General features: G+C 62.8%; 19 protein-coding genes. 10 read left to right on the plus strand and 9 right to left on the minus strand.

Features of this window, described 5'->3' with window-relative positions; all coding sequences use genetic code 11:
• Window positions 1-49: 49 nt before the first annotated feature.
• On the plus strand, window positions 50-985 hold the full coding sequence (locus ACIQH5_RS07040; RefSeq protein ID WP_400401524.1) for an SDR family oxidoreductase: 936 nt from the start codon (window positions 50-52) through the stop codon (window positions 983-985).
• Window positions 986-1,035: 50 nt separating this feature from the next.
• Here ACIQH5_RS07040 and ACIQH5_RS07045 read toward each other — a convergent pair whose 3' ends face one another.
• The 3 genes from ACIQH5_RS07045 to ACIQH5_RS07055 all read right to left on the minus strand — a co-directional run bounded on the left by ACIQH5_RS07045 (window position 1,036) and on the right by ACIQH5_RS07055 (window position 2,655).
• The gene (locus ACIQH5_RS07045; protein ID WP_400401865.1) at window positions 1,036-1,899 is read right to left on the minus strand and encodes a helix-turn-helix domain-containing protein; all 864 of its coding nucleotides are present in this window, start codon (window positions 1,897-1,899) and stop codon (window positions 1,036-1,038) included.
• A gap of 233 nt (window positions 1,900-2,132) precedes the next feature.
• Entirely contained in the window at window positions 2,133-2,393 is a 261-nt protein-coding gene (locus tag ACIQH5_RS07050; RefSeq protein ID WP_400401526.1) for a hypothetical protein, read from the minus strand.
• Window positions 2,386-2,655 carry a GlsB/YeaQ/YmgE family stress response membrane protein gene (locus ACIQH5_RS07055; protein ID WP_309075078.1) on the minus strand — a complete coding sequence of 90 codons (270 nt, stop codon included), beginning with the start codon at window positions 2,653-2,655 and terminating at the stop codon, window positions 2,386-2,388. The genes ACIQH5_RS07050 and ACIQH5_RS07055 overlap by 8 nt, the downstream gene beginning before the upstream one ends.
• Window positions 2,656-3,249: 594 nt before the next feature.
• Here ACIQH5_RS07055 and ACIQH5_RS07060 point away from each other — a divergent pair.
• Window positions 3,250-3,675, plus strand: a complete 426-nt coding sequence (locus tag ACIQH5_RS07060) for a hypothetical protein (RefSeq protein ID WP_400401528.1) — start codon at window positions 3,250-3,252, stop codon at window positions 3,673-3,675.
• Between the two features lie 107 nt (window positions 3,676-3,782).
• Here ACIQH5_RS07060 and ACIQH5_RS07065 read toward each other — a convergent pair whose 3' ends face one another.
• Together ACIQH5_RS07065 and ACIQH5_RS07070 are read right to left on the minus strand one after the other, a co-directional pair.
• Window positions 3,783-4,487: an alpha/beta fold hydrolase gene (locus tag ACIQH5_RS07065; protein WP_400401530.1), complete on the minus strand. Its 705-nt coding sequence runs from the start codon at window positions 4,485-4,487 to the stop codon at window positions 3,783-3,785.
• A 42-nt stretch (window positions 4,488-4,529) separates the two neighbouring features.
• Window positions 4,530-5,099, minus strand: coding sequence for a YdeI family protein (locus ACIQH5_RS07070; RefSeq protein WP_400401532.1), 570 nt, complete (start codon window positions 5,097-5,099; stop codon window positions 4,530-4,532).
• Between the two features lie 196 nt (window positions 5,100-5,295).
• Between ACIQH5_RS07070 and ACIQH5_RS07075 the strand changes: the two genes are divergently transcribed.
• Genes ACIQH5_RS07075 through ACIQH5_RS07100 form a run of 6 tightly spaced genes read left to right on the plus strand, consistent with a single transcriptional unit; the run spans window position 5,296 to window position 11,737 of the window.
• The gene (locus ACIQH5_RS07075; RefSeq protein ID WP_400401868.1) at window positions 5,296-6,768 is read left to right on the plus strand and encodes a fumarylacetoacetate hydrolase family protein; all 1,473 of its coding nucleotides are present in this window, start codon (window positions 5,296-5,298) and stop codon (window positions 6,766-6,768) included.
• Window positions 6,761-7,468 carry a GntR family transcriptional regulator gene (locus ACIQH5_RS07080; protein ID WP_400401534.1) on the plus strand — a complete coding sequence of 236 codons (708 nt, stop codon included), beginning with the start codon at window positions 6,761-6,763 and terminating at the stop codon, window positions 7,466-7,468. Before ACIQH5_RS07075 ends, ACIQH5_RS07080 begins: the two co-directional genes overlap by 8 nt.
• 48 nt (window positions 7,469-7,516) lie before the next feature.
• Entirely contained in the window at window positions 7,517-9,028 is a 1,512-nt protein-coding gene (hpaE, locus tag ACIQH5_RS07085; RefSeq protein ID WP_062072561.1) for a 5-carboxymethyl-2-hydroxymuconate semialdehyde dehydrogenase, read from the plus strand.
• Window positions 9,029-9,065: 37 nt separating this feature from the next.
• Window positions 9,066-10,160 carry a 3,4-dihydroxyphenylacetate 2,3-dioxygenase gene (gene hpaD, locus ACIQH5_RS07090; RefSeq protein WP_062072563.1) on the plus strand — a complete coding sequence of 365 codons (1,095 nt, stop codon included), beginning with the start codon at window positions 9,066-9,068 and terminating at the stop codon, window positions 10,158-10,160.
• Between the two features lie 3 nt (window positions 10,161-10,163).
• Window positions 10,164-10,949, plus strand: coding sequence for a 2-oxo-hept-4-ene-1,7-dioate hydratase (gene hpaH, locus ACIQH5_RS07095; protein WP_400401538.1), 786 nt, complete (start codon window positions 10,164-10,166; stop codon window positions 10,947-10,949).
• Complete coding sequence (locus ACIQH5_RS07100; RefSeq protein WP_400401541.1) at window positions 10,934-11,737, plus strand: aldolase/citrate lyase family protein; 804 nt, start codon at window positions 10,934-10,936, stop codon at window positions 11,735-11,737. Before hpaH ends, ACIQH5_RS07100 begins: the two co-directional genes overlap by 16 nt.
• Before the next feature lie 57 nt (window positions 11,738-11,794).
• Here the strand turns inward: ACIQH5_RS07100 and ACIQH5_RS07105 are convergent, their stop codons facing one another.
• On the minus strand, window positions 11,795-12,166 hold the full coding sequence (locus ACIQH5_RS07105) for a nuclear transport factor 2 family protein (RefSeq protein WP_400401544.1): 372 nt from the start codon (window positions 12,164-12,166) through the stop codon (window positions 11,795-11,797).
• A gap of 53 nt (window positions 12,167-12,219) precedes the next feature.
• Window positions 12,220-12,762 carry a hypothetical protein gene (locus ACIQH5_RS07110; RefSeq protein ID WP_400401547.1) on the minus strand — a complete coding sequence of 181 codons (543 nt, stop codon included), beginning with the start codon at window positions 12,760-12,762 and terminating at the stop codon, window positions 12,220-12,222.
• Between the two features lie 307 nt (window positions 12,763-13,069).
• On the opposite strand from ACIQH5_RS07110, the gene ACIQH5_RS07115 reads away from it, so the two are divergent.
• Window positions 13,070-14,278: an aspartate transaminase gene (locus tag ACIQH5_RS07115; protein ID WP_400401550.1), complete on the plus strand. Its 1,209-nt coding sequence runs from the start codon at window positions 13,070-13,072 to the stop codon at window positions 14,276-14,278.
• A 26-nt stretch (window positions 14,279-14,304) separates the two neighbouring features.
• Complete coding sequence (locus ACIQH5_RS07120) at window positions 14,305-14,979, plus strand: 4-carboxy-4-hydroxy-2-oxoadipate aldolase/oxaloacetate decarboxylase (protein ID WP_400401552.1); 675 nt, start codon at window positions 14,305-14,307, stop codon at window positions 14,977-14,979.
• A 230-nt stretch (window positions 14,980-15,209) separates the two neighbouring features.
• Here the strand turns inward: ACIQH5_RS07120 and ACIQH5_RS07125 are convergent, their stop codons facing one another.
• Complete coding sequence (locus tag ACIQH5_RS07125) at window positions 15,210-15,431, minus strand: hypothetical protein (RefSeq protein WP_024818582.1); 222 nt, start codon at window positions 15,429-15,431, stop codon at window positions 15,210-15,212.
• 124 nt (window positions 15,432-15,555) lie between these two features.
• Window positions 15,556-16,500: a LysR substrate-binding domain-containing protein gene (locus ACIQH5_RS07130; RefSeq protein ID WP_062072577.1), complete on the minus strand. Its 945-nt coding sequence runs from the start codon at window positions 16,498-16,500 to the stop codon at window positions 15,556-15,558.
• Between the last annotated feature and the right edge of the window lie 126 nt (window positions 16,501-16,626).

Genomic DNA, 16,626 nt, shown 5'->3' on the forward strand with positions numbered 1-16,626 from the left:
GGGTACAGGGCAAAAGTACCGTTCATTGCTATCCGAAAGGGGCAGAACCATGACTCAAGGTGATCCGAACCCGGGCGACAAGCCGCAAACCGACGGGAACCGCCTCAGCTCCGCACCGTCGGATCCCCGCAGCGGGTACCACTCCGGCGAATTTCCGCGGCAGGAGCAGGAGCAGCCCGGCCTCACCAAGCCGCTGGATCCACAGCCGGACCACGGCGAGAAAAGCTATGTGGGGCACGGACGCCTCCAGGGTAAGACCGCCCTCATCACCGGCGGCGACTCCGGCATCGGCGCTGCAGTAGCCATCGCCTACGCGCGTGAAGGCGCCAACGTAGCCATCAGCTATCTTCCGGAGGAAGAAGAGGACGCGAGGTCGACGGCGGAATGGATCCGTGAGTGCGGATCGAAAGTCCTGTTGCTGCCCGGTGACGGACGGGATGAAAGCTTCGCGGCCCAGATCGTGGAACGTACAGTGCAGGAGCTTGGCGGGCTCAACGTGGTGGTGTTGAACGCGGCGTACCAGAAGAACCGCGAGGGACTGGAGACCATCCCCACTGAGGAGTTTGACCGAGTCTTCAAGACCAATCTGTACTCCCTTATCTGGACGGCGCAGGCAGCCATCCCGCATCTCCGCCCGGGCGCGTCCATCATTGTCACGGCCTCCATTCAGGCTTTCAATCCCTCCGCCCAATTGATCGACTACGCCATGACCAAAGCAGCCCAGGTGGCCTTTACCAAGGCCATGGCGGAGGAACTCGGCCCCAAGGGAATCCGCGTCAACGCTGTGGCGCCTGGCCCCATCTGGACTCCACTGATCCCTGCCACCGAATGGCCGGATAAGCTTCCCGCCTTCGGGCAGGACACGCCGCTGGGCCGTGCTGGCCAGCCGGCTGAGCTGGCACCCGCTTACGTCCTGCTGGCGTCCGACGAAGGATCCTATATTTCAGGGGCAGTCCTTCCTGTCACGGGTGGCAAGGGGCTCTGATCCGCGGTGGCGCGGCTCATTGGCGCCAGGTACTTCTCGGAACCGCTTTGTCAGCGCAGCTCTTCCCTTTCGACGGGAATCCACAACTGGCCGCGGCCGTGCGTGCCGCCCGGCTCTACCTGGACGCTGAGCATTTCCGGTCCCGGCGCCCATCGGTAAGGATTGGCGGGAAACCACTCGGTTGCGGCGTCGGCCCACATGCCCTGCAGGACTTCCGGAAATTTGCCCTCTGCTTCAAAGACCACCCATAAACCTGGTGGAACCTCGAGGGATTCAAAACCTTCCGGCACTGGTTTGGTTGAGGCCACAGCGTGCCAGTAGTCCAGCTCGCTACCCTCGGTGCGCTGCTCTTCGATGTTGTCTGTGATGGACAAGGGGCCGGCCGGCTCCATGTCAGCAAGCTCCAGCAGCCGCTTGGTCACAGCGGGATCCAATCCGCGCTGGAACTCGATGATGGCGTTGTTGGGTCCCTCGTGAACCAACGGGACGCGGGCTTTCAGGCCAATAATGCGGAAAGCCGGCTTGTCTTCTATGCGGTGCTTCATGTCGCTGTTTCCTTCGACTCGGAGATGGAACCTCAGCTGAGGTTGGGAATGGAGGACAGCGCCAGGAAGCCGTGCCTCGGAGGGACTCAGCCCGTGCATGGCTTTGAAGGCGCGGGTAAATGCTTCTGCTGACCCGTACCCGTAACGCACGGCTACGTCCAGCACGGTCCGGCCTTCCAGAATCTCCGCCGTGGCTGCCGTCAGGCGCCGCCTGCGGATGTACTCCGAGATGGGAATTCCAGCCAAGGAGGAGAACATCCGCCGGAAGTGGTACTCGGACGTCAAAGCAGCCCTGGCCAGGACCTGCACCTCGATGTCCGTAGTGAGGTCCTGCTCGATCAGCTCTATTGCCCGGTTCCAGCCCTGCATCATGTCCCCTTCCTGCACTGGGTCTCCCGATTGCCTTGGGTCTCCCTCTCGCATCTGTTTCCATTCTTTCCATCGACGCTACGCGGGCGTCACGGTGGATGCCCCAACAATCCATGCCCGAAAGTATCAGGCCGCGGAAACACAGGAACCCCCGGCAACACAAGAACCCCTGGCAACGCAAGAACCCGGAGGCTGCGGCTGCAGTTCTCCGGGTTCTTGGCTGTATTCAGATGTTACGGGCGACTGGAGCCTGATGCTTCTTCGTCCGGTTCGGAGGAGAAGGGTCGGTCCCCAGGGACGTCTTCCGTGTTCTTTTCGTCCAACTCGGCGTCCGCCGAAGGTACCGTCTTCTCGGCGTAGTCACCCTCGGTGTAGTCGCCTCCGGCGTCATCCTTCAGGGTTTCCGGAGACACTCCAGCGTCGCCGTAATCGCCTTCGGAGTACTGGCCTTCGAGTTCTTCACCCTTGGCATCGCGGTTCTGGTTATTAGCCATGGTGTGCCTTGCGGCCGGTGACCAGGCCGTAGATCAGCAGCACGATGATGGAGCCGCCGATGGCCAGGAGCCACGTGGTGAGGGAGAAGAATTCCTGCAGGCCCGTTCCGAAGATCAGCCCGCCGATCCAGCCACCCAGGAGTGCGCCGACGACGCCCAAGAGAAGGGTGACCAGCCAGCCGCCACCCTGGCGGCCCGGAAGAATAAGCTTTGCGATAGCGCCGGCCAAAAGACCGAGCAGAAGAAAACCAAAGAAACCCATTTTTGCTCCTACTTTCTTGTTGATGGAAATTCCATGAACGTGATGAAGCGAGTAATTTCACCGGGTGCCTGTTCCAAGATGTAGGCACCGTAATGGGGCCCCTGAAGGCCCTATGGAATGTGGGGAATTGGAACTAGTGTGAAACCCCGATGAATTTATTAGATGCAGCCAATAAAGCACTCCTGCCGATTGGGTCAGACTCGGTACTACATCAGTAACGCTAGCGGCTCCCGCGGCTGGTAGCAAGTAACCTGACTATTAGTTCGCCCTTGCTTGCGGGCCCATAATGCCGCGGATCCGCGGCCTGGTGCGACGTGAGGTAGTCCGCGACTCCCTTCAGGCCATCCTGCATTTTCGCGCCCGACCGCTCAAGTCTTGCCCTCGATTCCACGCCAACACCCCTGTCTCCAGGTCCTGGTGGTTTCGCCGGATGCGGTAGCCACCTGCGGATATCCGATGGTAGGCATAACGCTTTAGTCAGCAGGATTATTTCGGCAAATGCGTGTTAACCCACCCCGCCGTCAAAGTTCAGGTGACATGGCATGGCTTACAGGGCTAATGTCGAGGAATAACACCTCGGAAGGAGTGATTGCTGTGAAAGGGAAAGCATTGTTCGCCGTAGGCGTGGCTGTCGGCTACGTTTGGGGTTCGAAGTCCTGGCCGGAGGTGTATCGGCGGATCCGCGGAGGCACTGAAAAGCTGTGGAAGAACCCTGAGGTTCAAGAGAACGTGCATCAGGCCACGGAGGCCGTTCAAGAGTCCATGCCGGACATTCTGGACAACCTGTATGAGGCCGGCAAGAAGTTGATGGAGAAGGCGGAAGCGATGTTCCCAGGTATCAGTACACCGAAAACGGGGCAGAACTCCGACTCTACGTCCAGCAGCAAGCCCACCACGCCCACCATTAAGTCAGATGTTGTGTCCGATCCTGCCCTGGATGACACCACGGGAAGCGACTGGACCGGCGAGGGTGGCGCGGCGCCGGAAGGGCCGGCCACCAATACGCCGCCCAAGCACTGAATCCCTGAAGTAAACGGCTTCACACCGCAACGGCCGCCGCCCACTTGGCGGCGGCCGTTGCGTTTCGGTGCCGACGCCCGCCCCACGGTGAGCGCCGTCGTCGGGATCTATTGGGTGCGTCCCACCGCCGCCAGGATCGCCTCGCCCAGTTCCTTGGGCTTGGTGAACTGGGGCCAGTGACCGGTGGGAAGGTCGATGTACTGGACGTCCCGGATCCTGGCGAGTTCGGCCGTGAACGGGTGACCGGCATCTATCCATTCCTTGAGGAGCGACGACGGGAATTGGCAGGCGATGATGGTGGCCGGTACGTCGTAGCGGCGGACGTCGTTGAGGTGTTGCTGGTCAACGGCCACGCCCTTGGGTTGGGGGATAGCCCGGGCACGGAAGGCCTCTTTGAGGTTGTCGGTCAGGTCAATGAGGTCTTCTTCCTCGAATAGTTCCCACGGCGGCAGCGGGATATCGTCGCCGTCGTCGGGCAGTTCGTCATTGATGACCCCTCCCTCGCCGAGTGGTCCGCTGTCCACGTAGATGGCGCGCGCCACACGGTCCGGGCGGGAGTCGGCCACACCGTGAATGATGGCGCCACCACCTGAGTGGCCCACCACGACCACTTTGCCGTCCAGGGAGTCCACCTTCGCAGCCACGGCGTCTATATGGGTGCGGAGACCGATGCCGGCGCGTGAAGCATCCACCGACTCCAGTCCGGGCAATGTCAGTGGATGGACTGTGTGTCCGGCGGCCACCAGAGGAGGCGTCACCTCCTCCCACGACGACGCGTCCAACCAGAAACCGGGTACAAGGATGATGTCCATGCCGGTACCCTACGGGAGCCCACCGACAGTTTGTAAGAGTGGCTAGCTTCCCTTCGCCAACTTCTCCACAGCCTTCCCCAGGATGTTGGCGCGCGACTCCGGAGTGCGGGCTTTGAGGATCTGCAGGATGATGAGGTACTTCTCCGTCTTGCCGAGGCGATCGAAGGCTTGGCTGGCGGCGTCGTCGCCAGCGAGGGCTGCTTTCAGGTCTTCCGGAATCCGGACGTTGGCCTGCGAAACGTAGGCCGCTTCCCATCGACCGTCAGCCTTCGCGGCGTCTATCTCAGCGAAGCCCGCCGGCTGCATGCGTCCAGCCTGGATCAGGGCTTCCACCTTGCCTACGTTCACCTGCGACCATGAGCTCCGGGCGCGGCGACGCGAGTACCTCTGCAGGAAGGTCTTCTCGTCGTTTCCGCGCCGTTGGCCATCGATCCAGCCGAAGCAGAGGGCTCCGTCGAGGGCATCCTGGATCTCGATGAGGCCGGCACCCGAGTTCTTCTTGCCGATCACCAGCCAGGCTTCGGTCTCGGTGGCATGGTTGGCGGCGAGCCAGTGTTCCCATTCAAGGCCATTGGCAAACCTCATTAGCTCCGGCTCGTCCTTGTGCGCCATGCTTCTCCCTCGCCGCTGCTCCACACCCACGTACCCAGCATCCCCGAACTGCGACCTACTTGGGTTCAAAGAGGGGGTTGACGTGGATCACGTTCCCGGTTCATAGTTATCGTATACGATTTCGTACTTGATAAACGTTCGATCAGGAGGAGGCGCCGTGACACTGGAGTTCCGGACCCAGGAAGTCAGCCAGGACATGCTGGCCCGGACGCGCAAGGTCATTGCCGTCCACATCAACTACCCCAGCCGCGCGGCACAGCGCGGGCGTACTCCCGAGCAGCCGTCGTACTTCCTGAAGCCGTCCTCGTCTCTGGCCCTCGGCTCCGCGGATGCTCCCGGCACTGTTGAGCGCCCGGCCGGTTGCGAGCTACTCGGTTACGAGGGCGAGATCGCCCTGGTGATCGGCAAGTCAGCCCGCCGTGTCGGCCTCGAGGACGCCTGGAGCCACGTCGAAGGGGTCACCGCGTCCAACGACCTCGGCGTCTACGATCTCCGCTACGCGGACAAGGGCTCCAACGTCCGGTCCAAAGGCGGCGACGGTTTCACTCCCGTGGGACCGGCGCTGATTCCGGCCGACGCCGTGGACCCCACCCAGCTGCGGATCCGCACCTGGCACAACGGGGACCTCGTGCAGGATGACACCACCGAGGACCTGCTCTTCCCGTTCGCGCAGCTCGTCGCGGACCTCTCCCAACTGCTCACGCTCGAAGAGGGCGACATCATCCTCACCGGCACCCCGGCCGGCGCTTCGGTTGCCAAGCCGGGTGACGTCGTCGAAATTGAGGTCACCGGCGGCGACTTCAGCAGCGGCCGTTTGGCCACCAAAGTGATGGAAGGTACGACGCCGTTCGCGGACTTTGGTGCCCGGCCCAAGACCGATGACACCCAGCGGGAAGAGGCGTACGGATCGCGCGAAGCCGCCGGACTGCCTGCTCCCGACAATGCTTCGGTACTGACTCCGGATCTCAAGAAGAAGCTGGAATCCGTCGCCACCGCCACGTTGTCCTCCCAGCTACGCAAGCGCGGACTGAACAATGTGAGCATCGACGGACTGCAGGCCACCCGCCCGGACCGCAAAGTAGTGGGCCTGGCCCGGACCCTGCGTTATGTGCCCAACCGCGAGGACCTTTTCAAGTCCCATGGCGGCGGTTTCAATGCCCAGAAGCGCGCCATCGACTCCGTGAATGAGGGCGAAATCCTGGTGATGGAAGCCCGCGGCGAGAAGGGCACCGGCACTGTGGGGGACATCCTCGCTTTGCGTGCCCAGGTCCGCGGCGCTGCTGCCATCATTACCGACGGCGGCGTCCGCGACTACTCGGCCGTGGCTGATCTGGAGATGCCCACGTACTTCGCGAACCCGCACCCCGCAGTGCTGGGCCGGCGCCACATTCCGTGGGATACGGACATCACCATCGCCTGTGGTGGAGCCACCGTCCAGCCCGGCGACATTATCGTGGCCGATTCGGACGGCATCCTGGTGATCCCGCCCGCCATCGCCGAGGAACTGGTGGATGACTGCATCGCCCAGGAGAAGGAAGAGACGTTCATTTTCCAGATGGTCCAGGAAGGCAACAGCGTGGATGGGCTGTACCCCATGAACAAGGAATGGCAGGCGCGGTACGCGGAGTGGTCCGCCCAGCAAAGCCCGGAAGGAGCCCACGGTGACTGAAACCGCCGTCGGAAGTTCCGCCGTCGAGAGCGCCGCCGCCCTGAAGGCTAATCCTGAGAGCAAGTCCCAGCAGGCCTATGCGGCCGTGAAGGCGCGGATCGTGGAGGGCGCCTATACGCCGGGGTACCGGCTGGTGCTCGCCAAGATCGCCGAGGACCTGGGCTTCAGTGTGGTCCCCGTGCGGGAAGCGATCCGGCGATTGGAAGCTGAAGGGCTGGTGAAGTTCGAGCGGAACGTGGGTGCCACGGTGTCCGGGATCGACCCCACCGAGTACCTCTATACGATGCAGACGCTGAGCATCGTGGAGGGTGCTGCCACGGCGCTGTCCGCTCCGCTGATCGACTCGGTAGCCATTGCCCGGGCGCGTGCGGTGAACCAGGAGATGCGTGAATGCCTGGAGCACTTTGACCCCGTCAGGTTTACGGCGCTAAACCAGGACTTCCACAGCGTCCTGTTTGAGCACTGCCCCAATCCGAACATCCTGGACCTGGTCCACCGGGGCTGGAACAGGCTGGCCTCGCTGAGGTCCTCGACGTTCCGTTTTGTCCCCGGCCGCGCCCAGGAATCGGTGCGCGAACACGAGGCCCTGCTGCAGCTCATTGAGGGCGCGGCAGACGCCGACACCATTGAAAAAGCAGCCCGCCAACACCGCGCCGCCACCCTGGACGCTTACCTCGCACAAGCAAACCCTGATCACTAGCAAACCCTGATCACTAGCAAACCCTGATCACTAGTTAGGACTTCAACGATGACGACCTCCGTAGAGACCACCAAGCACTACATTCCCGAGAACCTGCCGTCCCACATCCAGCACTTCATCAACGGCGAGTTTGTTGACTCCGTTTCCGGTAAGACGTTCGACGTCCTGGACCCGGTATCCAACGGCAACTACGCCACCGCTGCTGCGGGCCAGAAGGAAGACATCGACCTCGCCGTTGCTGCGGCACGCGAAGCGTTCGTCAACGGTCCGTGGCCGAAGATGAAGCCGCGTGAACGTGCCCGGGTTCTAAACAAGATCGCCGATGCGGTGGAGGCTCAGGAAGCCCGCCTCGCCGAGCTCGAAACGTTCGATACCGGCCTGCCGATCACCCAGGCCAAGGGCCAGGCATTGCGCGCTGCCGAGAACTTCCGCTTCTTCGCGGACCTGATCGTGGCCCAGTTCGACGACGCCATGAAGGTCCCCGGTTCGCAGATCAACTACGTGAACCGCAAGCCGATCGGCGTCGCCGGCCTCATTACGCCGTGGAACACCCCGTTCATGCTGGAGTCGTGGAAGCTTGCCCCGGCTCTGGCCACCGGCAACACTGTGGTCCTCAAGCCTGCCGAGTTCACGCCATTGTCCGCCTCCTTGTGGGCGCAGATTTTCAAGGACGCAGGCTTGCCTGATGGCGTGTTCAACCTGGTCAACGGGCTGGGCGAGGAAGCCGGCGATGCCCTGGTGAAGCACCCCGACGTGCCGCTGATCTCCTTCACCGGCGAGACCACCACGGGCCAGACCATCTTCCGTAACGCTGCCGCCAACCTCAAGGGCCTGTCCATGGAGCTCGGCGGCAAGTCCCCGTGCGTCGTGTTCGCCGATGCGGACCTGGACGCCGCGATCGATTCGGCCCTGTTCGGGGTGTTCTCCCTCAACGGGGAACGCTGCACCGCCGGCTCCCGCATCCTGGTGGAGCGCGCCATCTACGACGAATTCTGCGAAAAGTACGCCGCCCGGGCCAAGAACATCGTGGTGGGCGACCCCCACGATCCCAAGACGCAGGTTGGTGCGCTCGTTCACCCGGAGCACTACAACAAGGTGGCTTCGTACGTGGAGATCGGCAAGTCCGAAGGCAGGCTCCTGGCCGGCGGCGGCAGGCCCGACCACCTCCCCGAAGGCAACTACATCGCACCCACGGTATTTGCCGACGTCGCGCCTGACGCCCGGATCTTCCAGGAGGAAATCTTCGGTCCCGTGGTGGCCATCACGCCCTTCGAGAACGACGACGAAGCCCTCGCCTTGGCGAACAACACCAAGTACGGCCTGGCGGCCTACATCTGGACCCAGAACCTGACCCGGGCCCACAACTTCTCCCAGAACGTGGAGGCCGGCATGGTGTGGCTCAACAGCCACAACGTCCGCGATCTCCGTACCCCGTTCGGTGGCGTCAAAGCTTCCGGCCTGGGCCACGAGGGCGGCTACCGCTCCATCGATTTCTACACGGACCAGCAGGCCGTGCACATCACGCTCGGCTCGGTCCACACGCCCAAATTCGGCGCCTAAAACTTCCCACCTACCCTTTCAACGAAGAGAGAATCCCATGAGCAACTTCACCGGCCCCATCCCCACGCCCACAGTCCCGGCACCGGACATTGTTCGCTGCGCCTACCTGGAACTCGTGGTCACGGACCTCGCCAAATCCCGCGCGTTCTACGTTGACCTCCTCGGCCTGCATGTCACTGAGGAGGACGAGAACACCATTTACCTGCGCTCCTTCGAGGAGTTCATCCACCACAACCTGGTCCTCCGCAAGGGACCGGTCGCTGCCGCTGCTGCCTTCGCGTACCGGGTGAAGTCCCCGGCCGAGGTGGACGCCGCCGAGGCGTACTACCGCGAGTTGGGCTGCCGAGTTGAGCGCCGCAAGGAAGGCTTCACCAAGGGCGTGGGCGACTCCGTCCGCGTGGAGGACCCGCTGGGCTTCCCGTACGAATTCTTCTACGACGTGGAGCACGTGGAACGCCTCACCCAGCGCTACGATCTCTACTCCGCCGGTGAGCTGGTCCGCCTGGACCACTTCAACCAGGTCACCCCTGACGTCCCCCGCGGCCGCAAGTACCTGGAGGACCTCGGCTTCCGAGTCTCCGAAGACATCAAAGATTCCGACGGCGTCACATACGCCGCGTGGATGCACCGCAAGCAGACTGTTCACGACACCGCCCTGACCGGTGGCAACGGACCCCGCCTGCACCACATCGCGTTCTCCACCCATGAGAAGCACAACATCATCCAGATCTGCGACAAGATGGGCGCCCTGCGCATCTCGGACAGGATTGAACGCGGCCCCGGACGCCATGGAGTGTCCAACGCTTTCTACCTCTACATCCTGGACCCGGACGGCCACCGCGTGGAGATCTACACCCAGGACTACTACACCGGTGATCCGGACAACCCCACGGTCACCTGGGATGTCCACGACAACCAGCGCCGCGACTGGTGGGGCAACCCGGTGGTCCCGTCCTGGTACACCGAGGCTTCACTGGTCCTGGACCTCGACGGTAATCCGCAACCCATCATCGAACGCGAGGACAAGTCCGAAATGGCCGTCACCGTGGGCGCCGACGGTTTCTCCTACACCCGCCCGGAAGGTGCGTCCGGCGAGGCGGCCGAGGGCTTCAAGCTGGGGGCGCAGGTCTAGGCCATGTTGGACGCGAAGACGATCGAAGCCATTGCCGACGAACTCCTCGAAGCCGGCCGTTCCCGTACGCCGGTTCCTCGGTTGACTGCCCGCTACCCCGACATGACGGTGGAGGATTCCTACGCCGTGCAGCAGTTGTGGATGCGGCGGAACGAGGAAGTCGGGCGCACGTTGGTGGGGCGGAAGATCGGCCTCACGTCCAAGGCCATGCAGGCTGCCACGGGCATCACGGAACCGGACTACGGTGCCATTTTTGATGACATGGTCTTGGACACCGGGTGCTCCGTTCAGTGGGACAAATACACGCACCCACGGGTTGAGGTGGAACTGGCATTCGTGCTCAAGTCGGGGCTCAAAGGCCCGGGCTGCACCATCTTCGATGTCCTCAACGCCACCGACTACGTGGTTCCGGCCCTCGAAATCCTGGACTCCAGGATTGAGATGGAGGGCCGGACCATCGTGGACACCATCTCGGACAACGCCGCGATGGGCGCCATGGTGGTGGGCGGCCGCCCGGTGAGGCCGGACGCCGTCGACCTCCGCTGGGTCTCCGCCATCCTGTACAAAAACCAGACCGTGGAAGAGACCGGCGTAGCAGCCGGGGTACTGGACCACCCCGCCAACGGTGTCCACTGGCTGGCCAACAAGATTGCCGCCCATGGTGACTCGATGAAGGCTGGCGACATCATCCTGGCGGGCTCGTTTACCCGCCCGATGTGGGTGTACAAAGGGGATACCGTGCACGCGGATTACGGACCGTTGGGAGTGGTGACATGCCAATTCGACTAAGCCCCACCTTCTATTCGGCCCTCTCCGAGGCAGGCAGGCCACTCGCCGGCATGTGGGTCTGCTCCGGCAGCCCACTGGTGGCGGAGATCTGCGCCGGATCCGGTCTGGACTGGGTGCTGATCGACGCCGAGCACAGTCCCAACGGACTCGAATCCATCCTCGCCCAACTCCATGCCGTCAGCGGTTACCCCGTGCAAGCCATGGTCCGGCCACCGGTCAACGACACCGTGGTCATCAAGCAGTACCTGGACCTCGGGGTACAGAACCTGATGATCCCCATGGTGAACTCGACAGCTGACGCCGCGTCCGCCGTCGCTGCTGTGAGGTATCCGCCGCACGGGGTCCGCGGCGTCGGTTCGGCACTGGCCCGATCCGCTCGCTGGAACCGCGTCCCGGACTACCTGGTTACCGCCTCGGAGACCATCAGCCTCACGGTCCAGATCGAATCCGAAGCTGCGGCGTCGGCGGTGGAGGAGATCCTGGCCGTCGACGGCGTGGACGGCATCTTCCTGGGCCCCTCGGACCTCGCGGCCTCCATGGGCCTGCTGGGACAGCAGGAAAATCCGTTGGTGAGGGCCGTCGTCGAGCATTGCCTTGAAGCCGCGAAGGCGGCAGGTAAGCCCGCCGGCGTGAACGCCTTCAACGAATCAACCGCCCGGGCCTATCTCGACGCCGGTGCCTCCTTTGTGCTGGTCGGTGCCGATGTTGCGGTGCTGGCCCGCGCGTCTGAAGGGTTCGCCTCAACGTTCATCCCCGTGTCCGAGACCGCGGAGCGCGACAGCTACTGACGGACCCAACTGAGTAGCAGATCAGGTCGTTGTGAGCGCTCAGAACGGCGTGAACTGCTACTCAGTTGGGGTGTTCTTCCGCGCCATGTACCACTCGGTGAATTCGCGGGCGCGTCCGTCCCCGGCGAAGCGGATGACCCACAGGTTGTCGTAGGTGGGGTCCCCGTTCAGGTACGTGGTCAGGCCTTGGACGAAAGCCGTGTCGCCGTCCTGGCCCAGAAGGTTCCACTCGAACGTCCAGTCCTCGGGCTTGTCGCCGGCGTCAGCCCACGCTTTGACGATCTCTTCGTGGCCCTTCCATGGTTTATCCGTGTTGGGTTTGTCGTAGTAGACGGCATCCTCGGTGAAGAGTGCCCGGACGTCCTCGGGCTCATTCGAGGTCCACGCGCGTTCGTACTTGTCCATCCAAGAATTCACGTCGTTGGTCATCTACCCGTTCTACCCTCCGGGGCCGGTGGGTTCAACGGTGAGGGCTAGGGAACTCAGGCCGGCCGGGCAATTCCCCGCGTTGACCGGCGGATGTGGTCCGGGGTGAGGCCGGTCAGTGAGGCGAGCTCCAGGTCGTCGCAGACCTGGTTGCGGAGGGCCATCACAATGAGGGCTTCGCGTCGTTCGATGATCTGGGCCCGATGACGTCCGGCGGCCCTGAGTTCGTCGCTCTTCTGCTTCAAGGCGGACAAATGGACAGTGCGGGGGAGCCCGCTCGGGTGGAGATCGTCATAAGCCAAAGCGATGGTTCGGACCGCCTTCATGTTCTCCCCTGTGACCGCCGAAACGGTGGCGATGGTGAGCCCATCCTCAATGGCCTGCCCAATCAGCTCGTTTCTAGCAGCGGTTAGGGTACGAATGGCGCTCGTTGCGTGGGACAGCAGCTGCCGATGCGTTCCGAGGGCATGCGCCAGCTTGGCGTGATCATTGTGATCCGTGGTCTGCGGACGCGGAGCCTTGGCCCGGTAGGTGTACCGTCCGGTGGCTGACCTGGCTTGGTGCGAAACCGCGGGCCCTGACCCTTGTTGGGTTGTCATTGGCTCCCTTTCAGTTTCGGAACAGCACTTCTGACCCCTCGAATCTAGGCAGTGTTCACCGGTCCAAGGAAATACCAATACAGCGTGAACCCATAAGCAAAGTGCATGGAAGAAGTGGCTCAGGGTGCGTTAATGCGGGTTCTGTGGCCGCTATGGGTTTTGAAACCCCATAAAGAGACCCGCGTCATAAGAGCGCCTTATAGATCCACGCACATTAGGTCTTATCCACAGGCCGCGCGAATCCCTAGTCTCGAAAAAGGGGATGCGCGAATCCGTGCGTCCTGAGTCCCACATTCCTGGAGGAGACATGTCGCACTACCTGCCGGCGTCGAGGGTCACCCGCATCAAGTCCTCAGCGAGCGTCGCCGCGGCCGCCCGTGTCCGCGAACTCAAAGCCGAAGGCATCCCGATCATCGACCTGACGGTCGGCGAGCCGGACTTCGATACCCCGGACCACATCAAGGCAGCCGCCATCGAGGCGATCAACAACGGAGAGACCAAATACACCTCGGTGACCGGTACGCCGGAGCTGCAGACCGCCATCCTGCGAAAGATCGAGGGCCACACCGGGCACCACTATGAGCGGAACCAGCTGACCATTGGCGGCGGGGCCAAGCAGGTCCTGTACGTAGCACTCATGGCGTCGCTCAATGAGGGCGACGAGGTGATTGTTCCCGCGCCGTACTGGGTTTCGTACCCGGACATGGTGCTCGCCAACGATGGCACCCCGGTGATCGTCGCCTGCGGTGAGGACACCGGCTTCAAGCTCACCCCGGCCGCCTTGGCAAAGGCCATCACCCCCAAGACCAAGTGGCTCATCCTCAACGCCCCGTCCAACCCGACCGGCGCCGTCTACACCCGCGAGGAACTGCAGGCACTCGGCGCTGTCCTCGAGGAAAACCCGCACGTCTTCATCCTTACCGATGAGATTTACGACGAAATCCACTTTGGCGACGGCCGTGTGACCAGCCTGGTCACGGCCGTCCCTGCGCTCAAAGACCGCATCCTGCTGGTCAACGGTGTTTCCAAGGCCTACGCGATGACTGGTTGGCGACTCGGCTATGGTGTGGGACCGGCGCCATTGATCGCGGCCATGAACAAGCTGCAGTCCCAGACGTCGTCGTGCCCGTCGTCCATCAGCCAAGCCGCCGCGGTGGCGGCGCTGAACGGCGATCAGTCCTTCGTCCGCGACAGCGTGGAGGTGTACCGCAAGCGCCGGGACGCCGCCGTCGAGGGCCTCAACGCCATCAACGGACTGTCCGTCGCGCCGGCGGAAGGTGCGTTTTACGCCTACGTGAACTGCAGCGGCGTGATCGGCAAGACAACGCAGTCCGGGTCCGTCATCGAGAACGACCAGGACTTCACCCTGTACCTCTTGGACACCGCCCGCGTGGCCGTCATCCAGGGTTCGGCCTACGGACTCGGCCCCTACTTCCGGATCTCCTTCGCCACCTCGCTGGAGACCATCAACGCGGGCGTGGACTCCATCCGCGATGCCGTCAACGCCCTCAACTAGCCTCCCCAAACTCAAGGAACCCGAAAATGATCCACGTCAAGACAAAGTTCGAGCGCCCCGACGCAGACGTCGTCAGCCGCCTTGCCGCCTTTTCCTCCGCCACAATCCACGAAGCACAGGGCCGCCGCGGCGCGTTGAGCTCCAAGATCAAGCCGATCGACCGCTCAATGTCCTTCTGCGGTCCGGCCGTGACTGTCGCCTGCGCTCCGCAGGACAACCTCATGCTCCAAGTCGCCATCCACTATGCACAGGCCGGCGACGTGGTCCTGGTTGGTGCGCAGGAAATGGCCGAAGCCGGTACGTTCGGCGACGTCCTGGGCAACGCCATGAAAGCCAAGGGCATCGCCGCGATGGTCACCGATTCCGGCGTCCGCGACACCCAGGACCTGATCGAACTTGGCCTGCCCGTCTTCTCAGGCAGCGTCAGCATCAAGGGCACGGTCAAGGAAACACTCGGGCCCATCAACCACCCGATCGTTTTCGGTGACGAGATCATTTACCCCGGGGACATCCTCCGCGGCGACGCTGACGGTGTGGTGGTGGTCCGCCGTGAAGAAGCCGAGGAAGTCATCGCCCTGTCCCAGGCGCGCGACGACCACGAGCGCGAACTCATCAAGCTGTACCACGACGGCGGCACCACCATCGAGCTCTGTGGCCTCACGGAGAAGCTCAAGGAAAAGGGCCTCCTGGTGGAGGACTAGTCGCATCTGTCAGGGCCGGTCATTCATCGTTGAAAGGCGAGGTGGCCGGCCATTGGCGTGCTCTTCTGCGGCGTGTTGTGGGCATGACAAAGGCGCCGTGCCCGGACTCTTAGGTCTCTACGGGCATGGCGCCTTAGATGTTGCAGCTTGCGGTGATGTACGACGACGGGTGGCCGGTTCTCGCGGGGCCGCTCCCGCCGGGCGAGTGGCTGGCGGCGGCAGTGGCTGGCTCAGTCCAGTCCGGAGTGTCCGGGCCGGGTGTCCACCAAGTGCCATTCGATGCTGTTTCCTGCGTGCGTGGGCATGAGGCTTCCTTCAAAGACGAACAGCGGCTCGCCGATCCCTCCGATCGGACGCCAAAAACCGTTCCGAGGGCAGTGGAATCCGGTCCTTGCGCTGACTGTTCCGCGGGTTGGATTCGATACCCATCCGGCTGTGCTGATCTTTTTCACCGTTGTTTCCTTTGAGCGTGCCCGCGGAATCCGTGAGCTGGTTTCGAATTGTTTGCTCATTCGATATTAGGAAATTAAAACGGTCTTGAATAAGACCAAAGCCGTCTGTCCGGATAAGGCTTTGTTATGGATGGGCCGGCAGTTGCACGGGGTCTGTCCCGTACTTGTTGATCAGTTGTTGATGCAGCATCTCTTTGACCACCAGCAACACGGCAGAGGCGGCCTCGGACAGGGGCTCGTGGTCCGGGGTGCAGAGGGCGATCTTGCTCTGCAGGCCGGGTTCCACGATCCGCAGCACCTTGAAGTCCTGGTCCGGGAAGAGCGCATCCGCAGCAGATTTGGGCAACACCGTGCCGCCGAGGTTGGCGCGGATGAGCCGGGTGAGCGAGGGGACGGATTCCACTTCGCCCACCAGTTTCAAGGGCAGATCCTGTTCTGCCAGGCCTTTCTCGATGAGCTGGCGCAGGGTGTGGTTCTTTTCCGGGAGGAACAGTCCCACGGTGCTGGCTTCGGCAAGGGTGACGGTGTCCTTGCCGTGGTTGATGTCCACATCAGGGTGCACTACCAGGTGAAGGTCTTCCACAATCATGGTGGTGAATTGAACCCCCCGGATCTTCCCGGGCTCGTAGATCAGTGCCATGTCCAAGCGGCCGTTCTTGATGGCCTCGCTCAATACGCCGCCAAAGATCTCCGTCAGATGGACCACGATGTCCGGGTAGCGCCGCCCCACTTCGCTGATGATCTGGGGCGTCAGGCTGGAGGCCATGCTGTACGGGGCGATCGCAATGGAGACGCGGCCTGAGGGTGCCGCTCCGGAGGAGGCGACGTCCTGCCGGGCCTGCTCCACAAGCCGCAGGATCGACTGCGCGTGACGGTAGAGCGTGTGCCCGGCCGCGGTGGGTTCCACACCCTGTTTGCTACGGATCAGCAGACGCTGCTTGAGGTCGTTCTCCAGCGCCGATACCTGCTGGCTCAAGGCCGGCTGTGCCACGTGGAGGGCGGCCGCCGCTTTGGTGATGCTGCCTGAGTCAACGATCTGCACGAAGTATGAGAGCTTGCGCGTATCCATCGGTCTGCCTTCCTGGAGGGCCACGTCCCCGGGTGGCATGCGTTAGGGAAATTCTATCCGGGCGCCTGTGGGACCCAAGCCACAGTACAGGGTGGTGCAGGTCATAACGGAGAGCTATCACGGGAT

It is taken from the genome of Paenarthrobacter sp. NPDC091711, from assembly GCF_044756605.1.
Classification (GTDB): domain Bacteria; phylum Actinomycetota; class Actinomycetes; order Actinomycetales; family Micrococcaceae; genus Arthrobacter.

Bases quoted from the DNA above. Each gene is read 5' to 3' on its own strand.
- ACIQH5_RS07115 (WP_400401550.1), top strand. From the start codon at position 13,070: ATGTCGCACTACCTGCCGGCGTCGAGGGTCACCCGCATCAAGTCCTCA.
- ACIQH5_RS07045 (WP_400401865.1), bottom strand. From the start codon at position 1,899: ATGCAGGGCTGGAACCGGGCAATAGAGCTGATCGAGCAGGACCTCACT.
- ACIQH5_RS07065 (WP_400401530.1), bottom strand. From the start codon at position 4,487: ATGGACATCATCCTTGTACCCGGTTTCTGGTTGGACGCGTCGTCGTGG.
- ACIQH5_RS07110 (WP_400401547.1), bottom strand. From the start codon at position 12,762: ATGACAACCCAACAAGGGTCAGGGCCCGCGGTTTCGCACCAAGCCAGG.
- hpaD (WP_062072563.1), top strand. From the start codon at position 9,066: ATGAGCAACTTCACCGGCCCCATCCCCACGCCCACAGTCCCGGCACCG.
- ACIQH5_RS07100 (WP_400401541.1), top strand. From the start codon at position 10,934: ATGCCAATTCGACTAAGCCCCACCTTCTATTCGGCCCTCTCCGAGGCA.
- ACIQH5_RS07120 (WP_400401552.1), top strand. From the start codon at position 14,305: ATGATCCACGTCAAGACAAAGTTCGAGCGCCCCGACGCAGACGTCGTC.
- ACIQH5_RS07050 (WP_400401526.1), bottom strand. From the start codon at position 2,393: ATGGCTAATAACCAGAACCGCGATGCCAAGGGTGAAGAACTCGAAGGC.
- ACIQH5_RS07070 (WP_400401532.1), bottom strand. From the start codon at position 5,099: ATGGCGCACAAGGACGAGCCGGAGCTAATGAGGTTTGCCAATGGCCTT.
- ACIQH5_RS07040 (WP_400401524.1), top strand. From the start codon at position 50: ATGACTCAAGGTGATCCGAACCCGGGCGACAAGCCGCAAACCGACGGG.
- ACIQH5_RS07130 (WP_062072577.1), bottom strand. From the start codon at position 16,500: ATGGATACGCGCAAGCTCTCATACTTCGTGCAGATCGTTGACTCAGGC.
- hpaH (WP_400401538.1), top strand. From the start codon at position 10,164: ATGTTGGACGCGAAGACGATCGAAGCCATTGCCGACGAACTCCTCGAA.
- ACIQH5_RS07105 (WP_400401544.1), bottom strand. From the start codon at position 12,166: ATGACCAACGACGTGAATTCTTGGATGGACAAGTACGAACGCGCGTGG.
- ACIQH5_RS07055 (WP_309075078.1), bottom strand. From the start codon at position 2,655: ATGGGTTTCTTTGGTTTTCTTCTGCTCGGTCTTTTGGCCGGCGCTATC.
- ACIQH5_RS07075 (WP_400401868.1), top strand. From the start codon at position 5,296: ATGCTGGCCCGGACGCGCAAGGTCATTGCCGTCCACATCAACTACCCC.
- hpaE (WP_062072561.1), top strand. From the start codon at position 7,517: ATGACGACCTCCGTAGAGACCACCAAGCACTACATTCCCGAGAACCTG.